Raw genomic sequence first — 26,025 nt, 5'->3', positions numbered from 1 at the left:
ACCTGACTAATCCCGGCTCGTTTTGTCAATGTTCAACCTGCGATTGCATGAGACTTTTTTACTTAAGCAGCTTCCTGTAATAAGGGTCTCTTGATATCATTAATCATCTTTTGTGGGTCATACGCTACGCCTTTTGTTAGCAATGCAAAAAATATTCGGATTAACTTGCAGCTCAACAGTATTAAAGACTGCTTTTTCTTTAGCGGGTTCTTTTTCCTGGTGGTATAGTGGCTGTGCAGTTCACGAAACTCTGGGTTTTTAGCTGCCACCGGCATGATTCCTTGAAATAGTAAAGCCCTTAACCGCCTTCGGCCCCGTTTACTGATCGTTGTCTTGCCTTTGTGTTTACCAGAGCTATTTTCTTTTAAGCTTAGACCAGCCAGTTTCTGTATCTGCTTCGGATGCTCAAACCTACTGATATCACCAACTTCTGCTATGAAGCCTGCTGCTGTAACAAGGCCAATACCTTTTATCTTAAGGATTTCGAGCATTCCTGGTATTTGATACGCAAGTTGCTCAATCATAAGCAGGGTCCGCTCGTACTGCTGCATTCTCATTTCATAGTCTTCAATCAGTATTGCAAGGTCATTCTCTGCAGCAACCAGCCCTTCTCTCACTCCGACAGAGGTCCTGGCAACCTCAATCAGCGCACTTGCTCGCTTTCTTCCTACTGCTCTCAGTTTATCTTGCTTCCACCTGGCTATAATGCCATCTATGCCCTTTTCAATTAGCTTGGCAGGTGTTGAGAACTCCTTTAATATTATCAATGAGGCTTTCCCTTCCCAGTCACCAAATACTCTGTTGAATTCAGGGAAGTATATACTAATCCACCGCTTTACGCGGTTTCTTATTACGTTTAGCTGCTTCACTATCTGCCAGCGTGTTTCCATGGCGGTCCTTAATTCGCTGTATATTCCTTCCGGTATATACGGCTCCATGTATCGACCATCCTTTACGAGCATCGCTATGGTCTTTGGGTCCTTACGATCATTTTTGGTTGGATTGTTATCATCCAGTTCCTTGCTCCGCTTTACATGAAACGGATTCACCAACACTATTTTAATTCCGTGATCCTTAAGATAAGGAGCTATGTTAAACCAATAATGACCTGTTGGCTCCATGCCGACCATTACTTTATGCTTGTTGTTCTTGTCTTTGATTTCCTCGGCCCATGAGACAAATTCTTTAAACCCCTCGGCATCGTTACTGAATTTAATCAGTTTAGCTAATTCGATGCCTCTCTGGTCAAAGACTCTTGCATAGTGTATTTCGCTGGCTATGTCCACGCCGATAATCAAAGTGCTTTCTGTGACTTGCAGAATCTTTTCATTCTGGGTATACTTCATTTTAGGTACCTCCCGTAGTTTTGATTTGTTGTGCTTTGGCCAAATCGCACAATTCAATTCTATCGTGAGGTACTTCTTTTTTCAAAGTTCATTTTTGTTTATTACAGGAATGCTCCTCGTTAATATTTTTTCTGGTCTAATGGCAGTGTACCAGGTTTACTGTACAAAAAAACGAACACTTAAAACAAGGCAAAAAAAAAGAGCTTTACGCCCTAAAATTTACTCATCATAGTATTTATCTTTCATTTTATCAATCACTGAGATTATCCTTTCCCTTAATTCCCTGGGATAAAGGACCTCTACTCCTTCTCTGAAGCTCAATATCCAGGGAATAAGCTTCTTATTATTGATTACGGTAACATCGACCTTGGCCTCTCTGCTATTCTCATCCCTGACCCTGATCCTGTCCCCGAACTTGTCCCTTACCTGGGCCAGATAAGCCTTGTCAACCCTTAAGGAAATTCCGGTCTCATCACCGGAAGCAGGAGAAACAAGCTTGCTTAAAAGGTCACCTATGTTTAACTGTTCATGCCGCCCCATTACCTCGTAAAGGCTTGCCCGCGGCTCTTCTGTAATGACAACGTTGTTCATCCTGTCAATCCTGTAATATGACAGTCTTTTTTCCTGATAATTACCCAGCATATAATAAAAATCTTCATACCACGCAACCCCATAAGGGCTTGCCAGGCAGTCTTTCCTGACCATTTCCGGTTCTGGTCCCATCATGTATTTCCAGTATTCAAACCCAATCTTTTTGTTTTTCCTCATGGCTTCATTTATTCGTGAGATGTTTTCCTTTATCGCCCTGTTGCTGTACTTGACCCTTTCCTGTACCCTGATCTTGTTGAGGGCACCTTTTTCCTTCTTGACAGCAAGGGTATCCTGCAGCTTATTAATTAACTCCCTGGTGTTTTCCCGGGAAATAAACCTGGCCGAAAGGAGAGCATCTATGATTATTTGGAGTTCTTCCTCATTGAATCCACTGCCACGGGTGACTTTATATTTTCTATAGGTTCTTTCTATATTGTAATCCCAGATCTCATTCAGTAAATCTATATCAGAATAAATTGTCCGTCTTTCGGCACTGATACCACGTAAGATAAGTTGCTCAATTATTTGACTCATGGATATTTCTCTGTCCGCAGTGTAGCAGTCCCTGAAGATTTCCTCCAAAGCTTTAATCCTGTCCCTGTTTCTCCCCTTGCGGTCTTCGGTCATATTGGTGACCCCCTTAGGTTTCTAATTCCTTCTGTGAGAAAACGTATTTCTTTTAGATTATTCCTTTATCAGAAATATAATTTAATATTTCATCATGAATAAAGGCATTAGTGGCAACTATATTATTAGTTTTACGCAATCTCCAATCTTTTCCCTGCCAATTCGTAACTTTTCCGCAAGCTTCCAAGACAATAATCGCTCCAGCGGCAACATCCCAACTCCCTAGACCAATCTCAAAATAACCATCTAGCCGACCACATGCCACATATGCCAGATCCAAGGCAGCTGACCCAGTCCTGCGTAAATCATGGCTTTCAGAGTAAACATCTTGTATAGCAAAAAAAGTCGCCGATGTAAATTAACGGTTGTAAGGAAATCCAAACCCTATCAAAGAATCCTTCAGATAAGCATTGTTTGACACTTTGATTTTCTTTCCGTTTAAATAGGCTCCTTTACCTGACTCTGCATGGAATAGTTCCTCAGTAATAGGGTTATAAATAACCCCAAATATTCCCTTCCTATCATAAAAGGCCAGTGATATAGCTAAGTGAGGATAATCATGAACCAGGTTTGTCGTACCATCTATAGGATCTAAAATCCAAACCGGCTCCGAAAAATCAAATTGCGTGACTTCATTTTCTTCAGTAATGACTTGGTTTGTAAAACCTTCTTTCATCAAAAAACCTGTTAAATAATCGCTGACCTGCAAATCTATATTTGTAACATAATTAGCATAGGATTTTTCTTTAATCAATTTTTCATCCCCAATACTGGAAGAAACAATCTTTCCAGCAGATATAACCGCATTTATAATTTTTTCAAGTTTTAGATCCATCCCTCATCACCCGTATTTAAAAAACTAATAATTATAAATTAACAACGATATCATCTCTAGCAAGGAATATCTTACTACCGTTGATTCTCTTGATGGCTTTATCAAATTCCGATTGACCCCAGTTGGGATTAATGTGTATAAGTCCTGTCAGGGGTACTTCATAATTAGAGAGCATCTCTTCAATTTCATCCAACGATGAGTGCTCAGATTTTTCCACCCTATCAATATCCCAGCATTCATGGAGAAGTAATTTGACATCACGCGCTTTTTCAAATGTAGTTTTCAATACTGTCGTATCGGTTGCATAATGTAATAAGCCGTTAACAGTTATCCCAAAAGAGGGGTCACTATGCTGCTGGGCAGTAATCTCAACAGCTAAATTACCAATATTAAACCCGTTTAAATCATAATCATTAATAATGACTTCATCTGAAAAACGTTGAATGGGAAGCGAAAAATAAGGTGATGATGTTAGTTGAGTTAAAATGTCCTCACATTTGTTACAATAAAATTTCTTACCCGGTCCCCAAATATTAAGAGTTAATCCTTTAACCCAATTGGGGAGAAAAGCTAAGCCCATTACATGGTCAAGATGGTAATGGCTGAATATAATATCTAGTTTACTGTACTTTTTTAGTAAATCGGTATGATTACCTAGGTGCCAAATGCCACTACCAGCATCGAGTAATATAAGATTTCTATCGGTAATCAATAAAAAACTACATGTCTGCCTTTTAAAGGTAGGAATCCAACCACCGCTACCCAAAAATATTATCTTCATGTTTTAACACCCTCCTTAGAAATTTGGAGATATAATTATTTACGTAAATAACCCAATCCTTTATATATTGTTTACTCCCATGAGGGAGTTCATAATTCGCCTTTTCTCCGGATTTTTTAGCAATTATGTTGTACAGTACCTGTGCCTCCTGTTCTTCAATCACTGCGTTAATTGACTTTGCCCGTTTTATTGCTTCCTTGGCATACAGGCCTGCATCACTCAGCACCCTTCCGTTGCCAGTATGACCAAATTCAAGCAGTTTAGCAAAACTTGCAGTAAAGAACGCTCTCGACCGGTCATACTCGTTCTTGATTAGGCCTGTAATATAATGAAAATCGTTTCTAATCGAATGATAATCACCTGACAATATTTGCTGAAAAGCAGAAGTATACAGCCACCTAACATAATACCGGTCGCGTACTTTAGTTTCCTTATAAATATTGCCGGCAATTTCTAGGTGGATTAGTGCTTCCTTAATTTTCTCGTTCCATTGATATGTCTCAGCAGCTAGGCGGTGATATTCGGCCAGAAATAGCTTTAAACTGGTACACTCACCAGCATTGCTCTTCAGTTTAGATTCCAGCAGTTCTGTTAACAGAGCTATCCCTTTATTATTATTCATATAGGCGTCTTCAAAATCGAGCATATGGTAATTTAGTTTGGCAATATTCATATATCCTGCGGAGGCTTCATATAAATCTCCTGATGATTCAGCGAGTTGTATTGATTTTTCAAATGAATCACGGGCTTCTTGAAAACAAGCCAGTTTTCTATAATTAAGACCTATTAGGTTGTATAACTCAGATTGCAGCAATGTATTTGTATTATCAACAATACCGAAGTTCTGTATTTTTTTTGCTCTTTCTATAGTTTCTATAAAATTTTCCGTTAAATATAAATAAAAAGCACAAGCAACTTCAGCTTTAGGTAACCAAAATTCTTTTTTTTCTGCCAGAATTTTATCAAATCCCATTTTCTGAAGATCAAGAAATAAACCTGAGTCGTAAAGATACCTTCTATGTAATGCCATTAGGCACTGAAAAGTCTCTCCAGTTAATACTATAGTTACTAACTCCGGCCTTAACATAAAAACCTGATTAAGTTCCATGAAATACGCTCTCATTGCACTATCCAAGCTAACAATTTTGATACGCTTTTCCTGTAAACTATAATCGTTTAGAGCCTCAATGGACTCATCCCACTTTTCGATAAACAGTAAGTGAGATACCATATACTTAACTCCATAAGCCGGAAGTTGATTCAAGTCTTTCTTGTATAATTTCCATAAACCATCGCTAAACCGTTGATGGCCCTTTTTGGCGCTTATCCGATAACGGCCACTTTTCCCCGAATCAGTCATCCAATCAACCACACTTTTATGAATAGGCTCAATACAAAGCTGCCGAAGCGGAAAAATTGTGCTTATTTTTTCTAATATATCGTCCCGGTCATATTCATCCCAGCCTAAAATTGTTTCAGCAACATTTACAGCTAAGGGTTCAAAGTTTACAGAAATAAGTTCAAATAATGGCCGGATTAATTCTTGATAAAACTTATAATCCTGAAATTGGCGTTCAAAGTAATTAAGATAGATACCAGTAAGTCCCGTAGGAAAATCATCAACATTATCCAATGAAAGTCTTTTGATCTCAATTTCCTTTATTACCTCTTGGGCATATAAAAATATACCCTCACTTTTAGTTACAAGTTTCTGAACAACAGCCTCTTTATGTCCCTCTGAAGAATAATTTGAGAGTTTGGCCGAAAAATATCCTCTAATATCATCCATATTTCTCAAATCCATATTGTCTAATTCATATGGTTTAAACTTAGATAATTTTCGAAGCATTTCGGGTTCAGGCCTGGAGCTTACCACAATTCCAAGCCACTCTGGAATACTATCAAATTCTTGAGTTAAAACATCAACCAATTCGTTTTTACCACCCCATGAAGCTTCATCAAGAGCATCTATAACAATAACCATTCTTTTGCCGGGATTAGTAATGGAACGTAATGGCTCAACCAAAAGGTAATTGAAAAGATTCTTAGTATTTTTTTCTCTTAGCATGTTTAATTCTGGCAAATCAATCAACGCTGCTTGGTATTCAGGTAATTGCATTGCAAGCTGATAACATATTGAACTGATTGCTTTCTTTGAATCTGCTCGCTCATTATCATTGAACTTACAAAAATGAACCGCTACTACAACCGGTTCCCTATGGCAAAGTGCTGCAACAAAAGCCGTCTTCCCTACGCCGGCTTTTCCTTTAACCCAAAAAATTCTTGACGAAAAATCTCCGGTTACCCATTTTTTGAAAGCATCAAACATCCACTGGCGTCCATAGAAATCTTTTATATGACGGTCAATATCCGCTTCATTATCTAAGGGCCTTAAGATATCTCGCAACCTGGCTTGTTCCCCTTCAAAACCAAGAGCAAATTCGCCATTTAGCGTTTTCAAAAGGGTGCGAAGCTTGTCCTGGTAAAGCTCTTCGTTAATCTTTCCAGTTTCATCAGACACACAGTTTTGCATATCCAACCACTGAATCCGCGCTATAGACAGAGGTGGTGGTACAATTCTAACCATAATTGGGGCAATTTGTTTGCCCAGGAAACGGGCATAACTAAGCTCATCTAAGCACACTCCGTCAGGCCGTCTCATGGAATGAGGAGTCATTAAGACTACTATCCAATCAGAAGTAATAACCCCTTTTTCAATAGAGATTTCCCAATCGTGAGTTGTGTTTATCCTGTCTTCGTCGAACCAAACCTTATACCCCTGTGCTTCTAAATCAGTTTTAATACGCTTAGCTAACTCAACATATGCATCATGACCATAACTTAGGAATACATTCAAAAAACAACCCCCCAATAAAAGGTATTAGTATATCCTACCATGTTATTGTCTATGAACTCTCAGCTCGGCAGCTGCAGCGGCCTCGCCTGGAACATAATCCGCCAATCGAGGACCTCGGTTATCATCACCTCAGCCGTTACCTTTGCAATCCGGCTAAGGTCTGCATAGGAAAAATCTTTCATTTCATCCAGGCTGCTCTTCAGTTCCTGAAGCCTTTTTGCCATCGCAGCAGAGCGCTGTTCCAACCGGTGGAATTCGCCCTGAAACAGGATCCCTGCAAATCCCGCGCCTAAAGCTGGAAGTACCGCCGAAAGCAGAGTCAGCCAGGCATTATAATAACCGTGGTAAAAAATATGCAGGAAACAGGCAACCAGTGTCCCGCCAAACAGGAACAGCCCCAGCAGGTGCAGCCGGTGTGTGATCCTCCGGTAATGCCCGGCGTTTAACACGTGAAAACCTATCTGGTTTTCAATTTCATTTTTGGCCAAATATTCCCTATATGATTCAAGATAATTACCGTCACATTTTACACTGAGCAAACCGAGTTCTCTGACCAGTGCCCTAAACTGCCAGTTTACCCATGAATTTCTGATATCGTTATGCATCTGATGGGCAGGTATCCTGAAGGAATTATTTACCCTGCCCAATGGTGCAAGGAATTTCATATGCCTGAGAAGTTCCGCCAACAGCCGGTAGTCAATCCATTTTCCATGCCACCTGGATTTGTTTCCGTACACCGTAATGACAATAATATATAAAATGATTACCAGTTCAATAACCGTTGGCACCCATTGGTAATGGTAGTACCTGCTGTATGTATCAACCCATCCCAAAGCATAAGAAAACAATGCGAAAAAAACAGCCAACCCGCCCAGCAGGTAATTTGCAATAAAAGAGTTTCTGTATAAAGCAGCATAGTAGTTTGCCAGGTCATCTGCCCATTTAAAATGGCAATTCAGGACACTATCGATGCTTTTATTTATGTTATCAGGCAGAGTAATTGCCCGGGTTTGTTGTTTCGTTTCTTTTTCCTGTTCACAAGCAGAAAAATTGGTTCCAAACAATTTTCGGAACAATTTATATGCTACCCCTCTGTAACTATGCCTGGTTTCTCTGTGATATTCTGAGAGATAATAATCAGAAAGGTTAATTGTAAGTTTATCTGCCTTTATATCACCCTCCGAGACCGGCAAAAGAAAGAGATATGTCATCTGTTTCCTGAGATATTCGACCCATCCTTTTATATCATCAGCAGCCATACCTAGGATAGTGATATCATGAGGCTGCCGGGAATTAATCCATATCACGGGAATCATATGTTCAACGGCTTCCATGACAATTTGGCCTGTACCTCCGCTGCCCCGGGGCTGGAACCCGTCCCACACAGTCACCAAGATATCTGACTGTTCAAGTACCAGTCTTCCTACTGATAAATAAGGGCTGTCTTCTGCTAAGCGGCTTCCGTCCATTTCAAACACAGAAGTAGCCTGTTCCAGTAAAGAATCGAACTCCACACAGGAATCCCCTGTAGAAAAGTCCTTTTTATACTCATTACGTTCATAGGGAAGTGGACACTGAAGTTGGTAGCCCAAGTCAATCGCTTCATGTGCCACAATCCTGTCACTGCCCTCAGCAAGAGGCGATATAATCCGTAAAACAGGTTGAAGGCCATGGTAAAGGCTGTTTGTTTCACGGGATATTTCCTCTGCCTTTACTTTGATTTCCTGAAGGACATGTCTGATTTTTTCCTTAAGAATCTTCAAATCAGCTCTCGCAAGGCCTCCCGGGCGGTGACCCGTTACCCCTACCCTTATAGCAAGTTTCGCCCGGGGAGGGTGTGAACCACAGTTTGTATTGTTCATAAGACCTCCCGGTTTTTATATTTCTACCGTATACCTCAATAATCAGCTTGGGCTTGGCTTCCGCCCTTGACTCGATAAATGCGGAAACCAACTTCTTCAATCAGTTCAGGCAATTTATTCACCATATCAATGTTATATTTTTTGCCCTCATATGGCAGGTCTGCCCAAGGCAAAAGCATATTGTTTATCTTACGTGCATCATCTCGCACCTCGCCATACTTCCATCCTTCATTTACACGGTGCTTGTACCACCGGTCATGTTCAAGTTCAGCCATTTTTTCCGCTTCTTCCGGAGTAAACTGAAACTGTTCTTCTTTCAGCTCCGCCAGGAGTATAAGTTCACATGAAACCTCCTTCAGCAACTCCCCAATAAAACCAGCTTCACGCCTGCTTTGTTCCTTGTGACTTTCATCCAGTTGAACCCAATGGACCAGGGTACCCTTTTTCTTTGCATCATTTTTATTTTGTTCTACATACAAATTGTGCATTGCTATAGCAAGGGTTTCATGAGTACCGCTAAGCAGTGCCTCAACCCGGCACGTCATATCCAACAACCCAAAGGCATGCAGTCTTTGATATTTGTCATTATCACTCAGTAAACTGTCACTTGAGTGTTCTCCCCGAAGAAGCTCCGGAACTCCTCCCGTATTCATCGTGCACAATGCGACCTGGGTTTTCCGGTTTTTATTGAGCAGGGATAAAGCTGTCTTTAAACCCGCCGATTCATCGCTCTTTTGAATAAAGATAATGTTAAAATCACCCTGTTCGCAATCGGCTTCGCAGGACTGAATTTCACAGTACTCTTCTGTCAGGGGATATCTCAAAATGAAATCATTGATTTTGGCTTGAGCATTTTCATCAACCACTGTAAACCTGAGTTTTTCCCCATATAAATTAAAGACTTTTCTCCAGCTTTTGACCGCATATAATATGAGGCATTCACCCAGACTGTCAAACCCTGCTATTGCAATACCGGATGGGGAACTCTTACCGGCGTTATTGCTGCGAATGTCCAAACAACCCTGATTAAAATTAAAAAAGGTGTTTGCCAGGATACGGGCTCCACTGTTATAAATATTAAAGAACTCCAGTAAAAAAGAGTCGTCTTTTCCTCCCATTAATTCACGTTCTTTTAGTATATTACATAATTGCACATCACTGATATGTACATAACATGTCAGGGTTTTCCCTCTGCGTTTTTGAATCATTTGCCGGATGTTTACCGCTATTTCAGCATTAACCCCATCATGCCCGCAGGTTGCAACAACATAGCGGGCCTTTGTCGCCTTGGCTTTGTACAGCATCTCTGAATCCGCGGCATTCCCCGTCAAGACTATTGCCCCATGCTCCCTGCACTGGTCTATCATGTCATTTTCCTTGTCAAGCTCAATAACAACAACCCGGTAACCATTCCGGCAAAAATCAGCCGTCAGATACAATCCTTTTGTTCCTAAACCGCAAATAATAACATGTTCTTTGTAGAACAGTCTCAAAAAGATCAGAGAAAACTGTTTATGTAGAATCACCGCCAAGGCTTTGCCGGCAGTATATAAGAACAGCAGGGGCGCTAAAAACCTGCCCAGTTCCAATTCAATGGGTATTGGTCCGTTTCCGGCATTAAAGTTTGAGAAAAACAACTGTAATGATTGATAGAGGATGGAGGGAGCATATAGAGGTTTTCCCTGGGCAGCGTAATTTTTCGCATAACCGATACACCCCAGGGCTAAAAAGAAGAAAAAGAGCAGGACTATTATAAGCCATTCATAATCCCTGAACAATTGAACAGCAGGACTTCGTTTTCTAGCCCTGACTGGAGCAGTAAACTTCATAACAGGCCCCTTTTCTTTATTAAATGTTTACAGAAGAATAAAATCTACTGACTTCAATCATTGTGAGGCTGGTTATAGGACTGGGTTGAATTGCTTCCCCAGTGTTCTGGAGTGATAGATTGATAGGTAAATTTTTATTAAGTAAGTCTGGCAGTTCCTTATAAAGCACCAGATAAGGGTGCTCTTTTGTCTTATCATTCCTCCTGGGACCAAAGGGCCAACCCCCATCAAACCTCTGGCTTATATGCCATTTTTTCTGTCTCCTTTTATCACCTCAGCAGAATCCTCTCCAAAAAAGCTGGTGTCCCAATATTTATTTACTTTTTTAATATCAGCACTATCCCATCACCGACACTATTACAAGGCTCTGCAATTTCTACCACAAATCCCGTTTTTATGGCGGTCCTGCAAAGCCAATCCATGGATACCAAGAATTCATCATCCCTTTTTACTACCAGTTCCCCTGCCTTTAATTCGTTGTTTTTGGAGAAAACCGCAATTTCCCTGGCATAAGAAATATTGTCTTGTGACAAACCATCAAGAGCTGCCCAGAAGGTACTGGCATAACCTTCAATTATACGTGACGACCACAGCCTTCTGGTTTCCGCCTCGATCATAATTTCTGATTTCGCTCCAGGCAAAAAAGTCTCAGCTATACAGATTCTTCCACCCACCGGCAACTTTTCCAAACATGTTTTTAAAAAGCCTACCTTTTCTTCAATAGGATCCATTATGTGGTGAAACGAATATAAGAGTATTAAGAGTTCCGGCAATACCTGTATGTTTCTAACATACTCCACCATATCCGCTTTCAGAAATTTAACATTATTTATACCTTTATCGGAAGCAATTGATATTGCGGTTTGGACCATTTCTTCCCTCACATCTATGCTTACAATGATGCACTCGGGATTTTCTTCGGCTAATCGGTGGGCCGTAGCCCCAGTTCCCGTACCCAGCTCAAGGATTTCTTTTGGTTTGGATAGGGATACTATTTTGCTTACAGCGGACTGAAGGGCAACATAATAAGAAGTCCTTCCCAGGTACTTCTGAAAAACTTCGTCAGTTTTATAAAAACTGGGGGTTTTATCGTAGTCCTTCATTTTATCACCCCTATACACTAAAATTCTTCATTGTCTTCTTTTTCATTATCGTATAAAAGCTGATAATGTGCCCGGTATGCCAGGGATTTAGGATTTTCAAAACAATAGTAAAACCCCTGCAGACTTTTCCCATGCAAAGGTACCAAATCTTCATCGTCATCTGCTGAAAAATAGGTCGGTACCTGAGGCACCTTGGTTAATTCATACGTTTTTGATAGTTCCTCTCCATAAATGCCAATCATGGGCCTTCGTTCCAGAACCCCGAATTGCAGGTATGAAACCCCCTTTTTATAACGAGTTAGCGAAATGCTTTGACTATGTTCGCTGCCACTGTACGACTTAGGCTCATCAGGCCAACTCAAGCGATAAAATATCTTCATGGATTCACTGGGAGAAAGAGGCTTTAAGAAGTTTATTTTTAAGTTCTGGACAAAAGAAGGCTGCCTTTCTATTATACTGTTGACCTGTAGCTTAGATCCGGTATGTGTGTTTTCATGGGCTCGAACATGCATGTCCCTAAAATGAATCTTATTTTCCCCGCACTCTTTATGCACTATAAAATTTGAAGGGGTATCACTCATATTACGAATCACTAACCACCTGTAACTATTCATGAGCGAATTTTCAATATCAAGTATATCCAGTCTCTTAATATATTCATAATGATGTATCCAATCAACTGTATCTTCGCCCTGGTCATCCAGGCTCAGGCCAAAAGCCAATCTATCAAGTTTAGTCTGTTTCTCTATTTCCAATTTGTTTTTCTCGAATAAAGAGTCATCGTCTATTATGGTATGTGTGGCAGTTTCCCTTTGGGGTTTCAAATAATCAGAAATAGTGCCTGAAACAATGTTCTCAAGAAATGATGCCAGTTTCTCCAAGTGTATCTCGAGTGGAGGAGTTAAGGCATCAAGCCAATGATAATTTCCTATGTAATATTGCAGGGTTTTGGATAAAGGAACATCCTGGACCCTGAACGGAAGAATATGACTGACCTTGTTTATGGCCCTGTCAACCTCTCTCCTGACGTGTAAAGATTCAATAGAATTAGAGGTTACAATCAGGAGAAATATACGGCAGTTATCAATCGCGTCGACCAGGGCTTCTGCATATTCAACCCCCGGAGGAATATCCCTCGGAGCAATCCAGCATCTAACCCGTTTGGATTCCAGAAAATTACATACCGCATTTGCAATGTTTTTATCTTTTGATGAGTAGCTGATAAACACATCATGAGCCAAGCAGAATCACCTTCCGAATTTCGAATACATGGTTCATAATTCCACTTGAATTTGCAAGAATCCTTCTGTATAAATAAAGATTTTACAATACCAGATCAATGGATGACTCCTTCAAATTGACTATTATTTTTGATCTTTCGCATAACCATCTGTTGGGAACAAGATGTTTTACCTTAGATAGATTTGGTTTAAACTCAAAAAAAGCGCCGACACTAACGCCAACGCTTTTAAAGCTGACTCACTTCATTTATTAATATACATTCGCGCGCTAATAAATTCTGCTTTGCCTTCGGTATACCTTTCCCTATCATGTGGGATTTTAAAATCTTAGACCCATTCCCACTGCCTTTTTTTAAAAAATTACTCGAAAATTTTGACCCTAGGGTCTTGACATATTACCGTAGGTCTTTTATTTTTGAAGTTCACCTTTCCGCCGGTGCACACGCGTTTACTGCACACGTCCAATGCACAGGCAATAAACAAAAAGGCCTTACGTGGTTTACACTTGGTAAACACCCGTAAAGCCTTGTTTGATATATAAGGGTTTAAAATTTCGTTTTGGTGCGGTCGGAGGGACTTGAACCCTCACGGTTAAACCACACGCCCCTCAAACGTGCGCGTCTGCCAGTTCCGCCACGACCGCATTTAATGCTGCCTGGCTGATTGCCAAGAGCAATTTAGATTATAACAGAAACATTATTCAAAATCAAGGGGATTTTCATACTTCTATCTGGTATTTTGTGAGAAGCAAAAAACCGGTGTCTTACCATCCCCTGGTATAGTCCGCAAAGCAGTCGGAGCATACAGGTTTGCCGTCACTGAGGCGGGCCTTGGACTCCATGACCCCTTCCCCGCAGCGGGAACATTTTACGCTCTTAAAAATCACTGCTTTTTCCGGCAGGTCCAGCTCTGCTTCCCTGATCTCAAACAGGTCTCCGGGGTCACTTTCCAAAATGCGCTTCATTTTATCTTCCCGGGATTCATCTTTCCCAGCCCCTGACATAATTTCATACTTAAGGGCAATCCTGACAGCTTTGCCCTCATTCCTGCGCCCAATAGTGAATACCTGTTTCCCGTTGTTGCGAAAAATCAGGTTTCCCTTCCCTGCCGTACAGCCAAGAATCAACTGGATGGCATCAATGGAGCAGCTATCATTCTCCACAATAGCCACCATTTCTTCATCAACATCCCTGGCATACCCGAGTTCCCTGATTGCAGCTTCTGCTGCCTTGAACCCTAGTGCCAGTCCGGGACAGGCATGACCATGAAATTCCACTGCCTGCTCCCATGGGGTTTTTTCCATACACACTGCCAAACTCCCCCTTTCAACGTTACGTACCCCCTTGGGGTATAATACTATGTTAGCCCCGGAAACCCAAGTTGTCAATGCCAATAATTGAAACCTGCAAGCCAACGGCTGCCACAAATTGGTTTTGCCTTTTTACAGGAAAAATTAATATTTTGTAGAAGTGAGTGTAGTCCATATTACATAATAGGGAGTGTTATAATTTGTTTCCATACACACATATCTGCTTTGCCAATGATGTTCTGGGCAAAATAAGTGACGAAATAATCCTCGGCGCGGTATTCCCTGATACTATTATTGCCGGGTTTCTTGAACATAGTACTGCCCATAACCAGGCCCCTGCCCTGCACAGGTATCTTAACGGGCTGTCTGTACTTGGGGACTTCTCCATGGCAGTCATTACCCACAGCACCACACCGAGAGGCCTTGATTACTACTGTGATGAAAAATATCTGGATTACGAAAAAGGCTATGCCTTTGAAATGGCCCGGCCCCTGGTGGAAAAGGTCATCAAAAGCTGTAACCTGCCTCAGGAAATGGGCTGGTGGAAGGCTCATAACTTTATCGAAATGGCGGCTGATGTATGGCTTTATGAAAAGCGCCCGGAATTTCACGGGGGCCTCAAGAAAGCCCTGAACAATCAGACTCTGGTTCTTGCCATAAGTCAGGTTCTGGCTCCGTTTTTTGACGTTCCCGCCGCCAAACTGGCCATGAGTTTCCCCATATATGGGGAATATGTGCCTACCGGTGAAATAACGCCGGTTGAATTGGCCACAAAGTACGGTAAGCAGACTGCAAAAAAGCACGGCATCACCATTGATATCATGGCTGCTGCAAGTGTGATTGAAGAAGCAGTTGATATTGTTGAGAGTTCCTTCCCGGCTTTCATCAACCACTGTCAGCAAAATGTTGCCGAACTGCTCAAAAAATTATAGCTTACTTATTTATCCGAAACGTTTTCGGCAATTGTGTCCCGAAGGATTGTGTGAATATTTCCCTGTTCCTCTTTGGAGAGACTGTCATAAATAATTGGCGGGGCAATTTTAACCGTAACTGCAACAGGACTTATTCTGCCGTTATTTGCTTCCATGATGCGGTATGTGCCGCTTATGGCAACAGGTACAACAGGAGCCCCCGACTTTTCGGCCACACGCAGGCTGCCCTTTTTGAACTCTCCCATATCCGGTCCCTTGCTGCGGGTGCCTTCAGGGAAAATAACCATGGACTGCCCTTCTTTTATTACCTCAATACATCGTTGAATGGCTTTAATGGACTGCCTCATGTTGCCCCTGTCAATGAACACACATTTCATTTTTTGCATCCATGAATGAACAATCGGTATCTTAGCAAGTTCTACCTTGGCAAGAAAGCTCTTGGACTTGTTGATACAGCCCAGGAGAACAAAAATATCAAAATTACTTTGGTGGTTACCCACAAAAACCACCGACCCCTCAGCCGGAACATTTTCAAGTCCCTGTATTTCAACCTTCACCGCAGCAGCAGACAAGAGAATTCTGCCCCAGTAATAAGCGACATAATGCCCGCATTTATGCTGGGCATCTTTCATGCCCAGCAATCCAAAAACATGCCAGACCGGCAGAGCTATTGTTGTCGCCAGTACAGATAGCACAAGTATCATATAGAACCAGACTGTTCTTAGCATTTTTTCACCATCCACAGTTAGCGTTGATGTCTTCTTTAACTGAGCTAATTTTATCAAAGGGCAGGTGGGTGCGTCAATGAAAAGGTTTACTTTCTTCAAATTATGGGAAGGATAATAGCCCGGCAGTATCGAATAAAGTTTAATCACATCTTAAGGAAATGGCAAGGAGGTTTGGAGATATGGATTTTAAACCCGGAATGCTTTTGGCATTCAATATGGAAGGTGATACTTACGGAGTATGTAAAGTTACCGGTATTACAGAAACCAGTAAGGAACCAATTATCGGTGTCGTTACATACTCAAATTCTTTTGATTCAGTTCCGGAAGAAATTAACCCCGCGGAATTGAGGCCCTTGGTTATACATATGCCCATGTATCTTCCTGCTTTGAAGTCTTCTAACTGCAAGGAGATTGGCATGGCTGAAATTACCGAGGATGAAGCCAGGGGTTTTAATAACTGGCTGTTGGCATGGAAAGACAGGCGGGCCGGATTTTTCGAAAGGAGCATTCCCGATTCGATAGACTATATTCTCGAACAGATGGCTAATGTAGAAAACAGCACCCCTGAAGATTCGGTTTTTCGCGAGAGACTGATGAGGCGCTTTCAGGGACAATAACAGGCAGCAAAGAGGATGCCCTTGCAAAGGAGCATCCTCTTTGCTATGTTTTGGCAATTCCCATACTGTCAAGTTCTTCTGTGATTTCCATATAGTTGAGACCTGTACCCGGCCTGAGTATTTTACCGCCAATGACCAAAAGAGGCAGCTGCATTCCTGACCTTTTCAGGTAATCCTCAACTTCCGGGTAATCGTCCAGTTCATCATCGATGACATCAATATATTTTGTCTTAATCATCTCACCATATTTCGTTTTCAGGATTTCACCCAATACCCTGACAGTCTCAGCCTGAGACTGCACCGGTCCTCACCCGGTACGGCGGCAGTTGTCCAGAATCCGCGAGCCAAATATCAGGATTTCAACATTTTCTGTCATCATATCACTCCATTTTCCCTGAGTATTTCTTCGATATAGGGAATCGGATCTCTATACCCCGCTTCCCTGAACCCCCGAAGTCTTAACAGACAGCTGTCACAGGAACCACATGCCCTTTCTCCGCCCCGGTAGCAGCTTGTGGTCAGGTCCAGCGGGGCTCCGTTGGCCCTCCCCAGTTTGATAATATCTCCTTTAGACAAGTTGATTAAGGGGGTCTCCACCCTGATCAGCTTGTTATCCTGTGCTGCGGCCCTGGTAGAGTAATCAGCCAACTGCTGGAACCTATCAATAAACTCCGGGCGGCAGTCAGGATAACCCGAATAATCCACCGCATTAACTCCTATATATATCTTGCCCGCACCGAGGACCTCCGCATACCCCAGAGCATAACTCAAAAATATCAGATTCCGCGCCGGAACATAAGTAACCGGAATATCTTTCCTGTTATCATCACCGTCTGGGACATCGATATCAGCCGTTAAGGCGCTGCCCCCGATAGCGCCCATATTTGTCGAAATAATCAGGTGCCTGGCGACACCGTAATATTCAGCTACCCTCTTGGCACATTCCGTTTCCCGGTCATGCCTCTGACCATACGCAAAACTGATTGGATAAATTTCGTATCCCTCTTTTGCGGCCACACTCATACAAACAGTTGAGTCCAGTCCCCCTGAAAGCAGGACAACAGCTTTCATATTTAAGTCCTCCTAAATGTCGTAATATGCTGCGGAAGCGTTTTCCGATTCCCAGACAGTAACCCTGGCGATATTTACCTGACCCTGGGTCCCGTCCTGCAGCCTGGCTTTCATTTCATCAAAAATCATTTTGGCAATATTTTCAGCTGTAGGGTTAAGCCGGTCAAAAGGGGGCACGTCATTTATCAGCTTATGATCAAACATTTCCGTAACCTCTTTAAGGAGCTGCTTGACATCCATAAAATCCACCAGGATGCCCAGGTCATTCAGCTCGGAGCCTGTTAACATTATGGCTACCTTCCAACGGTGTCCGTGAATGTTGGCACACTTACCGGGGTAACCGCGCAAAAAATGGGCTGCATCAAAATGGCTTACTGCAGATATTTCATACAACTATATCCCACCTTCCCTATATCAAACATATATGAATATATTATCATAACAATGTATGATTGTAATAGTTATAAAAATTTATTATATCAAAGAAATACCCCTGCATCAAAAGAGGCTGCCCTGTAATGAACTGACAGTTCATCATCTCAGGACAGCCTCTTATATGACTTTTAACCTCCGCCAACAGGTGGGAAGATTCCTACCCTGTCTTTGTTTTTCAGTACCCACTCGTCCGGCCTGGACAACCCATTTATCAGGCTGATTAGGGAAGTTTTCCGATCAAGGCCGAGTATTCCGTGAAGCTCCCTGACTGTAATTTCATCCGGTGCATCCAGGTAAAATTCCTGTTTCCCGAAACAGGGGAGTTCCTGATTATTGCATTTTAGTCCGGTGAACAGCCTGATTTCCAGTTCCACGGGTACACCTCCAGGTTAATTAACAGTTCTGTTAGAAGTTCCAGAATGAGTCAATTTCTTCATCCGTAAAGTCCCAAATAGCATCATGGGGCGGACAGGTTTCCCTCTTGAAGAATTCAGGCAGGCGGTCATGTTTGGCTGTAAACCCGGCGCCCTGGTTAAACGCACGTTCGGTCTTAAGTACGGTTTTACCCAGTTCTGTTACGTCATCAGCAGTCATGCTCAGACCGTACTGGGCATTAAGCATATCGATAATTGCCTGGAAGGCCTCGGCATTATCCAGGATACAGAAGGCCACAAACAGGCAGAGGCCGGTACTGTCAACAGCCGCTGTAGCGATCTGCAGGTTCCGCGACAGATCCATATTACCTTCCTTGACCAGGGGGTTAATGTCCCCGCCAACCTTCAGAATATTGGTTGCCACCGAATAACCCGCGGTATGGTCGGCGCCCATAGTAGTTGTTGCATAGGTAATCCCAATTCCCTTAACTGCCCTGGGATCATAAGCAGGAATCGCCTGTCCTTTAACAGTCGGCACTCTGGTTACCCCAAAGGCCTTGCCGGCAAATTCCGCGCCATTACCCAATATCCTCCCGAGATAACTGCCCTTTTCAATTTCACCCATCAGGTTCAGCATCCCCTGGCCGTCTCCAAAGGAAACAACCCCGCCTTCCATGGCTACACCTATCGCGACTGCAGTCTCTATAGTATCAATACCAATATCGTCACAAATGCGGTCAGCATTGGCGATAACATCAAGGTCGTCAATGCAGCAGTCTGCGCCAAAGGCCCAGATCGTTTCATATTCAAAGCCTGAGGTCAGGTAATTACCGTCCTTGTCATTATAGACCTGGGAGCACCTGATAACACAACCGGGATGGCATGCATGAGTAGGTTTTCCGTTTCTGCTGACAATTATGTCATGCATTGTTTCTCCACCTATCTTGTTTGCCCCTTTAAAGCGCCCTGCACTGAAGTTCATTGTCGGAAGGCCGCCGGCCTCGTTGACTATATTAACCAAAACATCGGTACCATATGTCGGCAGCCCCTGTCCGGTAACCGGATGTTCAGTCAGTCCCTTGGCAAAAACCCTGGCGGCTTCTTTGAATTTTTCCGGGTCAGCCACAGCTACTCCGGGAGCATCTGTATCATCAATAGTGATATATTTTATTTTCTTGGAGCCCATAACCGCTCCCAGACCGCCTCGTCCCGCACTGCGCAGACCGCCGTCAGGGTCCTTGACTGAAATATTTGCTGACAGCATCTTGCGTTCCCCGGCCTGACCTATTGTCATTACACCAATTTTTTCGCTGAATCTTTCGGTCAGTTTCTTGACAACTTCATAATTGCCCTTTCCGACCAGAACCCGGTCCTCCTCGATCTTAACCCCGGTTTTATCCACATGAAGGCAGTAAAAACTATCGCCTTGGGGCTGTCCTTCAATAATTATCGCCTTTACTCCCAGCCTGGCAAGCTTCTGGGATGCCGTGCCACCAACGTTACTCTCCTTAATAGTACCGGTAAGGGGGCTTTTCCCTCCTACCGACATTCTTCCGGAGCTTGGAGCCGTAGTCCCTGACAAGAGCCCAGGGGCAAATACCAGTTTGTTATTGGGCCCCAGCGCATGGCAGGTAGGCTCAACCTCTTTGGCAACTATGGCCGAAGTCAGAGCTCTTCCCCCAAAGCCCTGCAGCTCCTGCGGAACATCCTCCGCAGTAACCGTCTGGTTTGTCATGTTGACACGGAAAATTTTCAATTCTATCTACCTCCCTCTTTATTTTACAGGCTCAACTGCCCATCTGCTGCCAGATGGCAGAGCCTTAAAATCGTAAAAAATCAGCCCCTATATGAAATCATCATTGTAAATATGAAATACTGGAAATACAGTGAATATGAAGTACTGGAAATAAATCGGAAAGCAGAAGAGCAAAGAAAAGTAAACTCCGAAAAGTTACCTTCCTTTGCTCAATGGCAGGCACCGGAATTGCTCCCAATACCCTTTCGTTTACACCGTCCCGTAAGGACAGTATAAATCGGAAGTGTACGTATTTGCAATCGTCATCCAAGGCCATATTACCATTTTTACAAAACAATGTAAAGTCATTTTTTGCTTTTGGATAGCTCTGCTTTTAAAGCCCCCTCAGGGGTAAACAATTTCTTGTAGGACAATCCCACCAGCAGGAGACAGCCTATGGCTACAGCGGCGGCAATCATCAGCATAACAACAATCTGGTATCGTACCGCTTCATGAGGGTCCGCGCCGCTGAGAATCTGGCCTGTCATCATCCCGGGCAGGCTTACCAGTCCAACAACCATAAGGGAATTAATCGTAGGTGTCATTCCTGACCTGAGCGCTTCCCGGACACAGTCTCTGACTGCTTCCCATGGCGCAGCCCCGAATGCCAGGAGAGTCTCAATTTCATCCGCCCTTGATTTCACCTCTCCATAAAGCCGGTCAATGGAAAGGGCTATCCCGTTCATGGAATTCCCCAGAATCATGCCAAACACAGGTATCACTATCCTGGCGGAATACCACGGCTCAGGGTCGATAATTATCCGCACTACCACAAACCCCACCAAAACCGTGCTGGCTAAAATGGACCAGAATGCAAGGGCCACAGGATAATTGGGCACATTGGGGGTCCTTTTTACAGAAGCCCTGGCGGCAATAAAACACATTACCACAATAAGCCCTGCTATAATCCAAAGGTTGTTTGCGGAAAACACGTATTTCAGCATATATCCGACAAATGTCAGCTGGACAAATGTCCTTACGGTCCCCCATAGCAGTGCTTTAAGCAGCCCCAGCCTCAGCAGGGCCGAAATACCCCCGGCAACCAGAACCAGGATGACACTAAGGGCAAGCTGGACATCTGAAATGGGGATTATACCATTGTTCATTTAGAGCCACCCTCTTCCACACCGATTTCCACATAGGAAATCCCCGGAAGTGCAGCAATATCACCGGTGTGTGAAACTATTACCACACCCCGCCCCGGTTCCCCGCTAACCCACTCACAAACAAGGCCGGTCACAGCGGCAGCAGCTTTTAAGTCCAGCGCCGCCAGCGGCTCATCCAGCAGCAGAACCCTGGGGGCTGTGATAAGAGCCCTGATTAAGGCTATCCTTGCCGCCTCGCCCCCGGACAGTGTCCGGGCATCCTGTTCCAGAATGCTTTCACTCAAATACAGGCGCTTCAAATAAGCTGAGACACGGCTGCTGTCAAAAGATACATCTCTATGCACAGCAGCCAGTCCAAAAGGCATCCTGAGGTTTTGCCCAACTGTACCGTCAAATATAACCGGTTTTTGGGACAGGTAATGGACCTTACGCCTCCACTCAACAGGGGTAAACTCAGACCACCCCCTGCCTTCCAGCAGGGCCATGCCTGCCTCGGTTTCCCTCAGCCTGGCCAGTATTCGCAGCAGTGTCGTTTTCCCGGAGCCTGACGGGCCCCGGACCCCCATGAAACGCCCCTCATCAAGCGTCCCGGAAACCCGGATCTGTCGCTTATCACCGCCGGGTGAAAAAACAATGTCTCTTATTTCAAACAATTTCACCATAATTATACGCATCCTATTTCGAATGTTTTACCTATTATATCATCACCAGAGTTATTCCAGCCAGCGAATAACAACAAAAAAGCCGGTTGGCACATGCCTGTCCGGCTCAAGCGGCTATTTAAAGCCTTTACGAACATCATCAAGATTAAACTGGGAACTCTTACCCTTCTCTTGATACTCTTTATATACTTTTATGTAAGAATCATCGTTATTGGAACTGAAAACCTTAATACCCAGAAACAAGACAACAGTTCCCACTATCGTCACCAGAAGAATCATGACTTTACGGAAATTGGTCATCCTGTCACCTCATCATCATTATTATTACTAAGAATTTCTATTCGACACATTTTATGAAAGTTCCTTCCCCCGGACCCAAAACTCAACATAATCTCTTTGGCATGTATTAAAACACCCTTAAATATAAATAGCATAAAAGGAGCATTGGAGGAAATTCAAATGGAAACTTATATTACCAAGCTCTTGTATATCTTTTTTACTGCCCTGGGCATGATTGTCGGCGGAACACTCATTGGCGCCCTTTCATCGGTCCTTACCGGCCATGGCCCATTCCGCACAATGATCAATCTGGCCGCCGACCTGAAAATATGGGCCGCCGTAGCCGCCATAGGGGGGAGTTTCACTTCACTTCAGGCTCTGGAAACCGGACTTCTTGAAGGACAGCTGACAACAGTGGTAAAACAGCTGGCATTTATCTTCACCGCCTTTGCCGGAGCTCATATCGGTTATCTGCTGGTAATGTCAATAGCGGGTGGCAGGCCATGAATACCGGCAGAATCAAGGCGCTGGCGTCCGGCCTCCTGCTGGGTATCCTGATAGGCGCTGCCGGTCTCAATATAGTTATGGGAAGCCACTTGGACAAGGCTGAACTTGAAATTCTCAAACTGCGCGCCGAACTTGAAGAAAAGATAGAACAGCTTGAAAGCGCTGAGAAGGAACTTGAAGTCAAGAAACAGGCAGCGGTTGTTGATGAGATTGATATCCACGTTAATTACAGTGATGAATACGAAAAACTTGAAATAGAGGCTGCTCTCAAAAAACTCCTCAAGGATACAAAAGGACAGGAGGTCCACTCTCTGGATCCCCTGCTGGTGACCAATATAGTTGACGGAAGGACGGTAGCCACCGAAGGTCACAAGTACAGCCTGACAGTAAGGGGAACCCTGGTATCAGAGAAAATAGTCATGTATGTGGATGCCAAAGAAGTAAAAGAACAGGTCCTCTGACGGCCGAATACCTGTCATCCGCCCAACGGCACCCCTGCATTGAAAAAAAAGACCAGAGATTTTTTCCCTGGTCTTTATGTACACTGTCCTCTTAATACTTAAGTTTATTCGGTTATACTTTATTCAGTTATACTTTATTCGGTTATACTTTATTCAGTTATACTTTATTCAGTTTATCCATATTATGTTTTCCAAGTTGGAGCCGTAACTGCTTCTACTGGCAGATAACCTGGCACTATCAGGACAAAACTGTTTCAGGAGTGTTAGTAGTTTTTTGGGCCTCAGGCAGAAACAAAGGCAGCTATCTTGACAGGACGACCACTGTCCGGTGACTGTCCTGGCCTGCCAAAAACCTGGCTGATACAATTTCCCATCCTTTGGGACAAAACTCGCTCAGGCTGGATTTGAAGACCTCGGGTTCATTTCCGTTGGCAGACTCATAGAGATCAAGCTGGGTAACCTCCACTACCTTGTACTCGGCCAAATAAACCACTCCCTTTATTATATTGTTTTATTTATTTATTTGACAAAAACCCGATAATCCCTGCAAAAAAATCAGAAATTATTATCTAATATTATCTAAAACTTATTCCAGACTTGCAGGTTTTATTTCTGCCAAAAAAATCCAGTTCTTGACTAGCGAACTTATGTTCGGTATAATGGGTTATTGAAATAATTTCTGGGGGGGTATGGAACTTGAACTTAATCCAAAAACTCAGTTTACTGGGTGCAGCCGCAAAATACGATATCTGTGCTGCTTCCGGCTGCAGTTCAGGCGGCAGCTCCGGGATGCCCTCACCAGGGAGCGGGGTGTGTCACAGCTTCCTCCCTGACGGCAGGTGTATTTCCCTTTTCAAAGTGCTCCAGACCAATTCCTGCCAAAAAGACTGTTTTTACTGCCCCAACCGCGTCCAGCGTGACATACCCAGAGCTAGTTTTTCACCGGATGAGCTTGCCGGACTGTTCCTGGAATTTTACCGCAGGAACTATGTTGAAGGCCTGTTTCTTAGTTCCGGTATCTGCAAAAGTCCTGCAGATACCATGGAACAAATTATCAAAACCGCTGAAATCCTTCGGTACAGGTACAGTTTTAAAGGTTATATCCACCTTAAAATAATTCCGGGGTCCCAGCCCGAATATATTGAGCAGGCTGTCAGGCTGGCCAGCAGAGTATCTGTCAACATCGAAGCCCCCACAGCAGCTCATTTGCAAAAACTGAGTAAACTGAAGGACTTTAATGACGATATCATTAACCGCATGAAATGGATTAACCGGCTGCAGAAAGGTGGTTTGCTGCCTGCAGGACAGACAACACAGTTTATGGTCGGGGCAGCCGGGGAAAGTGATGCCGCCATCCTAAAGACAACATCCGGTCTTTACCAGGGTATCGGACTGAAACGCGTCTATTTCAGCGCCTTCCAGCCTGTTACCGGGACGCCCCTGGAAGGGATGTCCCCGGCAACAGTCCTTAGAGAACACCGGTTATACCAGTGTGACTTCCTGTTCCGTTTGTATGGCTTCAAATTAACCGATATCAGTTTTAACAGTGATGGTAACCTCCCCGAGGACCTTGACCCGAAACTAAATTATGCTCTTAACAACCTGCAGCTCTTTCCCCTTGAAGTCAACAGGGCATCATACAGAGAGCTTCTGAAGGTACCGGGGATTGGCCCGGCTTCAGCCCGAAGGATAGTCAGCGCCAGAAAACAATTTAAGTTCAACACCCTTGATGAGCTGAGGAATACAGGCGTGGTTGTTAAAAGGGCGGCTCCCTTTGTCCAGGTTAACGGCAGGTACAGGGAATCATACAAACTGGTTCAGCAGCTTGAACTCTGGAGGGATTCATTTGATTATTCTTCACAGCGGCAGCCCCGGGTCCTTTCTCAGGGCAGCCATGCTCTCACGTCTGTGTAAAGGGCTCTGCATGCATAAAAAGGAGTTTGCCGAATCCATGTTTAATGGTAGAAAGGCCATTGACTGTGACACCATCAACACGGAAGCTATCAGGAAAAGGTATGAGCAGAGTTATGGGACCCTGGAATGGTTCAACAGTAAAAAAGCCCGCAGCCTGGCCGAAGGCGTTTTCTACGCTTCCCGCTACCATTCTCCCGACAGGTACAGGCTGATATCAAAAGTTTTGCTCCAGGCCCTCGAATACGACCTCGATTATGTTCTTGGCAGAGTCTCCAAAGATGCCCGCAGCATGTTTAACAGATCACGCAGGGTCTGTATGGAAGCCCACAGGGCAAACGGTTTCATCAGGCTGTCCCCTGTGGAAAATGCCAATGGCAGGTTTATGGTCGGTAAGGCTGATTTTCAGCATGATATCAGTGATCTGGTGCTGCGCTACTTTGCCCGCCGCCACCGCGGGTGGAAAATTTACCTGATTACCGGCAATAGAATTAATGCTAACACAGAGCAGACAGCTTTAACAGAGCAGATGACACCAACAGAACAGACCGCATGCTATCTTGAAAACAGTGTAGTTAAGACCACATCCCCAGCCAACCTGCCGTTTGACCTTCCGGGGGATGAGTTTGACCTGCTGTGGGAAACCTACTACGAATCCCAGTACATTGAGGGAAGAAAAAATCTGGCCCTGGCCAGGAAACATTTACCCCAAAAATACTGGTCATGGGTTCCGGAAGGAAACAAACTTAAATAAATAACTGTTGGA

General features: G+C 43.6%; 25 protein-coding genes, 1 tRNA gene, 1 pseudogene and 1 riboswitch. Of the genes and pseudogenes, 6 read left to right on the top strand and 21 right to left on the bottom strand.

Features of this window, described 5'->3' with window-relative positions; translation table 11 throughout:
* Positions 1-62: 62 nt before the first annotated feature.
* From Ga0451573_RS08865 to Ga0451573_RS08815, 11 genes and pseudogenes are all read right to left on the bottom strand, one after another.
* On the bottom strand, positions 63-1,346 hold the full coding sequence (locus Ga0451573_RS08865; protein WP_231683524.1) for an IS110 family RNA-guided transposase: 1,284 nt from the start codon (positions 1,344-1,346) through the stop codon (positions 63-65).
* A gap of 219 nt (positions 1,347-1,565) precedes the next feature.
* Complete coding sequence (locus tag Ga0451573_RS08860; RefSeq protein WP_231683523.1) at positions 1,566-2,564, bottom strand: helix-turn-helix transcriptional regulator; 999 nt, start codon at positions 2,562-2,564, stop codon at positions 1,566-1,568.
* Between the two features lie 52 nt (positions 2,565-2,616).
* A pseudogene (locus tag Ga0451573_RS08855) lies at positions 2,617-3,399 on the bottom strand (inositol monophosphatase family protein).
* Positions 3,400-3,430: 31 nt separating this feature from the next.
* Positions 3,431-4,180 carry an MBL fold metallo-hydrolase gene (locus Ga0451573_RS08850; protein ID WP_231683522.1) on the bottom strand — a complete coding sequence of 250 codons (750 nt, stop codon included), beginning with the start codon at positions 4,178-4,180 and terminating at the stop codon, positions 3,431-3,433.
* Positions 4,158-7,037 (bottom strand): toll/interleukin-1 receptor domain-containing protein, encoded by a 2,880-nt coding sequence (locus tag Ga0451573_RS08845; protein WP_231683521.1) that lies wholly within the window; start codon positions 7,035-7,037, stop codon positions 4,158-4,160. The genes Ga0451573_RS08850 and Ga0451573_RS08845 overlap by 23 nt, the downstream gene beginning before the upstream one ends.
* A 59-nt stretch (positions 7,038-7,096) precedes the next feature.
* Positions 7,097-8,899, bottom strand: coding sequence for a hypothetical protein (locus Ga0451573_RS08840; protein ID WP_231683520.1), 1,803 nt, complete (start codon positions 8,897-8,899; stop codon positions 7,097-7,099).
* A 35-nt stretch (positions 8,900-8,934) separates the two neighbouring features.
* Entirely contained in the window at positions 8,935-10,728 is a 1,794-nt protein-coding gene (locus Ga0451573_RS08835) for an NAD-binding protein (RefSeq protein ID WP_231683519.1), read from the bottom strand.
* 317 nt (positions 10,729-11,045) lie between these two features.
* Entirely contained in the window at positions 11,046-11,831 is a 786-nt protein-coding gene (locus Ga0451573_RS08830) for a class I SAM-dependent methyltransferase (RefSeq protein WP_231683518.1), read from the bottom strand.
* 17 nt (positions 11,832-11,848) lie between these two features.
* Positions 11,849-13,072, bottom strand: coding sequence for a toll/interleukin-1 receptor domain-containing protein (locus tag Ga0451573_RS08825; RefSeq protein ID WP_231683517.1), 1,224 nt, complete (start codon positions 13,070-13,072; stop codon positions 11,849-11,851).
* A 559-nt stretch (positions 13,073-13,631) separates the two neighbouring features.
* Positions 13,632-13,715 (bottom strand) — tRNA-Leu (locus Ga0451573_RS08820).
* Between the two features lie 120 nt (positions 13,716-13,835).
* On the bottom strand, positions 13,836-14,375 hold the full coding sequence (locus Ga0451573_RS08815; protein WP_231683540.1) for an FmdE family protein: 540 nt from the start codon (positions 14,373-14,375) through the stop codon (positions 13,836-13,838).
* A 206-nt stretch (positions 14,376-14,581) separates the two neighbouring features.
* Between Ga0451573_RS08815 and Ga0451573_RS08810 the strand changes: the two genes are divergently transcribed.
* Positions 14,582-15,313, top strand: a complete 732-nt coding sequence (locus Ga0451573_RS08810) for a hypothetical protein (RefSeq protein ID WP_231683516.1) — start codon at positions 14,582-14,584, stop codon at positions 15,311-15,313.
* A gap of 5 nt (positions 15,314-15,318) precedes the next feature.
* Here Ga0451573_RS08810 and Ga0451573_RS08805 read toward each other — a convergent pair whose 3' ends face one another.
* On the bottom strand, positions 15,319-16,041 hold the full coding sequence (locus Ga0451573_RS08805) for a lysophospholipid acyltransferase family protein (RefSeq protein ID WP_231683515.1): 723 nt from the start codon (positions 16,039-16,041) through the stop codon (positions 15,319-15,321).
* Between the two features lie 179 nt (positions 16,042-16,220).
* On the opposite strand from Ga0451573_RS08805, the gene Ga0451573_RS08800 reads away from it, so the two are divergent.
* Positions 16,221-16,658, top strand: a complete 438-nt coding sequence (locus tag Ga0451573_RS08800) for a hypothetical protein (RefSeq protein ID WP_231683514.1) — start codon at positions 16,221-16,223, stop codon at positions 16,656-16,658.
* Between the two features lie 43 nt (positions 16,659-16,701).
* On the opposite strand, the gene Ga0451573_RS08795 is transcribed toward Ga0451573_RS08800, so the two are convergent.
* The 8 genes from Ga0451573_RS08795 to Ga0451573_RS08760 form a co-directional block, all read right to left on the bottom strand.
* The gene (locus Ga0451573_RS08795; RefSeq protein ID WP_231683513.1) at positions 16,702-16,959 is read right to left on the bottom strand and encodes a hypothetical protein; all 258 of its coding nucleotides are present in this window, start codon (positions 16,957-16,959) and stop codon (positions 16,702-16,704) included.
* A gap of 74 nt (positions 16,960-17,033) precedes the next feature.
* Positions 17,034-17,729: a 7-cyano-7-deazaguanine synthase QueC gene (queC, locus tag Ga0451573_RS08790; RefSeq protein ID WP_231683512.1), complete on the bottom strand. Its 696-nt coding sequence runs from the start codon at positions 17,727-17,729 to the stop codon at positions 17,034-17,036.
* A 12-nt stretch (positions 17,730-17,741) separates the two neighbouring features.
* Complete coding sequence (queD, locus tag Ga0451573_RS08785) at positions 17,742-18,122, bottom strand: 6-carboxytetrahydropterin synthase QueD (RefSeq protein WP_231683511.1); 381 nt, start codon at positions 18,120-18,122, stop codon at positions 17,742-17,744.
* Between the two features lie 170 nt (positions 18,123-18,292).
* A complete protein-coding gene (locus Ga0451573_RS08780; RefSeq protein WP_231683510.1) occupies positions 18,293-18,538 on the bottom strand; it encodes a MoaD/ThiS family protein in 246 nt (81 codons plus the stop codon).
* Between the two features lie 31 nt (positions 18,539-18,569).
* Positions 18,570-20,294: an aldehyde ferredoxin oxidoreductase family protein gene (locus Ga0451573_RS08775; protein ID WP_231683509.1), complete on the bottom strand. Its 1,725-nt coding sequence runs from the start codon at positions 20,292-20,294 to the stop codon at positions 18,570-18,572.
* Between the two features lie 184 nt (positions 20,295-20,478).
* Positions 20,479-20,589, bottom strand: a riboswitch (molybdenum cofactor riboswitch).
* Positions 20,590-20,638: 49 nt separating this feature from the next.
* Positions 20,639-21,439, bottom strand: a complete 801-nt coding sequence (locus Ga0451573_RS08770; protein WP_231683508.1) for an ABC transporter permease — start codon at positions 21,437-21,439, stop codon at positions 20,639-20,641.
* Positions 21,436-22,101 (bottom strand): ABC transporter ATP-binding protein, encoded by a 666-nt coding sequence (locus Ga0451573_RS08765; RefSeq protein WP_231683507.1) that lies wholly within the window; start codon positions 22,099-22,101, stop codon positions 21,436-21,438. Before Ga0451573_RS08765 ends, Ga0451573_RS08770 begins: the two co-directional genes overlap by 4 nt.
* Positions 22,102-22,215: 114 nt before the next feature.
* A complete protein-coding gene (locus Ga0451573_RS08760; protein ID WP_231683506.1) occupies positions 22,216-22,401 on the bottom strand; it encodes a hypothetical protein in 186 nt (61 codons plus the stop codon).
* Between the two features lie 159 nt (positions 22,402-22,560).
* On the opposite strand from Ga0451573_RS08760, the gene Ga0451573_RS08755 reads away from it, so the two are divergent.
* Positions 22,561-22,887, top strand: a complete 327-nt coding sequence (locus Ga0451573_RS08755; protein WP_231683505.1) for a YtrH family sporulation protein — start codon at positions 22,561-22,563, stop codon at positions 22,885-22,887.
* Positions 22,884-23,348, top strand: a complete 465-nt coding sequence (locus tag Ga0451573_RS08750; protein ID WP_231683504.1) for a sporulation membrane protein YtrI — start codon at positions 22,884-22,886, stop codon at positions 23,346-23,348. Before Ga0451573_RS08755 ends, Ga0451573_RS08750 begins: the two co-directional genes overlap by 4 nt.
* A 301-nt stretch (positions 23,349-23,649) precedes the next feature.
* On the opposite strand, the gene Ga0451573_RS08745 is transcribed toward Ga0451573_RS08750, so the two are convergent.
* Positions 23,650-23,832: a hypothetical protein gene (locus tag Ga0451573_RS08745; protein WP_231683503.1), complete on the bottom strand. Its 183-nt coding sequence runs from the start codon at positions 23,830-23,832 to the stop codon at positions 23,650-23,652.
* Between the two features lie 212 nt (positions 23,833-24,044).
* Between Ga0451573_RS08745 and Ga0451573_RS08740 the strand changes: the two genes are divergently transcribed.
* Complete coding sequence (locus Ga0451573_RS08740; protein ID WP_231683502.1) at positions 24,045-25,262, top strand: putative DNA modification/repair radical SAM protein; 1,218 nt, start codon at positions 24,045-24,047, stop codon at positions 25,260-25,262.
* Complete coding sequence (locus tag Ga0451573_RS08735; RefSeq protein ID WP_231683501.1) at positions 25,195-26,013, top strand: DUF4130 domain-containing protein; 819 nt, start codon at positions 25,195-25,197, stop codon at positions 26,011-26,013. Before Ga0451573_RS08740 ends, Ga0451573_RS08735 begins: the two co-directional genes overlap by 68 nt.
* The last annotated feature ends 12 nt before the right edge of the window (positions 26,014-26,025 follow it).

It is taken from the genome of Phosphitispora fastidiosa (assembly GCF_019008365.1).
GTDB lineage: Bacteria > Bacillota > Thermincolia > Thermincolales > UBA2595 > Phosphitispora > Phosphitispora fastidiosa.
This window is presented reverse-complemented; position numbering and strand designations above follow the sequence as displayed.

Bases quoted from the DNA above. Each gene is read 5' to 3' on its own strand.
- Ga0451573_RS08865 (WP_231683524.1), bottom strand. From the start codon at position 1,346: ATGAAGTATACCCAGAATGAAAAGATTCTGCAAGTCACAGAAAGCACT.
- Ga0451573_RS08860 (WP_231683523.1), bottom strand. From the start codon at position 2,564: ATGACCGAAGACCGCAAGGGGAGAAACAGGGACAGGATTAAAGCTTTG.
- Ga0451573_RS08850 (WP_231683522.1), bottom strand. From the start codon at position 4,180: ATGAAGATAATATTTTTGGGTAGCGGTGGTTGGATTCCTACCTTTAAA.
- Ga0451573_RS08840 (WP_231683520.1), bottom strand. From the start codon at position 8,899: ATGAACAATACAAACTGTGGTTCACACCCTCCCCGGGCGAAACTTGCT.
- Ga0451573_RS08835 (WP_231683519.1), bottom strand. From the start codon at position 10,728: ATGAAGTTTACTGCTCCAGTCAGGGCTAGAAAACGAAGTCCTGCTGTT.
- Ga0451573_RS08830 (WP_231683518.1), bottom strand. From the start codon at position 11,831: ATGAAGGACTACGATAAAACCCCCAGTTTTTATAAAACTGACGAAGTT.
- Ga0451573_RS08815 (WP_231683540.1), bottom strand. From the start codon at position 14,375: ATGGAAAAAACCCCATGGGAGCAGGCAGTGGAATTTCATGGTCATGCC.
- Ga0451573_RS08805 (WP_231683515.1), bottom strand. From the start codon at position 16,041: ATGCTAAGAACAGTCTGGTTCTATATGATACTTGTGCTATCTGTACTG.
- Ga0451573_RS08800 (WP_231683514.1), top strand. From the start codon at position 16,221: ATGGATTTTAAACCCGGAATGCTTTTGGCATTCAATATGGAAGGTGAT.
- queC (WP_231683512.1), bottom strand. From the start codon at position 17,729: ATGAAAGCTGTTGTCCTGCTTTCAGGGGGACTGGACTCAACTGTTTGT.
- Ga0451573_RS08770 (WP_231683508.1), bottom strand. From the start codon at position 21,439: ATGAACAATGGTATAATCCCCATTTCAGATGTCCAGCTTGCCCTTAGT.
- Ga0451573_RS08765 (WP_231683507.1), bottom strand. From the start codon at position 22,101: ATGGTGAAATTGTTTGAAATAAGAGACATTGTTTTTTCACCCGGCGGT.
- Ga0451573_RS08760 (WP_231683506.1), bottom strand. From the start codon at position 22,401: ATGACCAATTTCCGTAAAGTCATGATTCTTCTGGTGACGATAGTGGGA.
- Ga0451573_RS08755 (WP_231683505.1), top strand. From the start codon at position 22,561: ATGGAAACTTATATTACCAAGCTCTTGTATATCTTTTTTACTGCCCTG.
- Ga0451573_RS08750 (WP_231683504.1), top strand. From the start codon at position 22,884: ATGAATACCGGCAGAATCAAGGCGCTGGCGTCCGGCCTCCTGCTGGGT.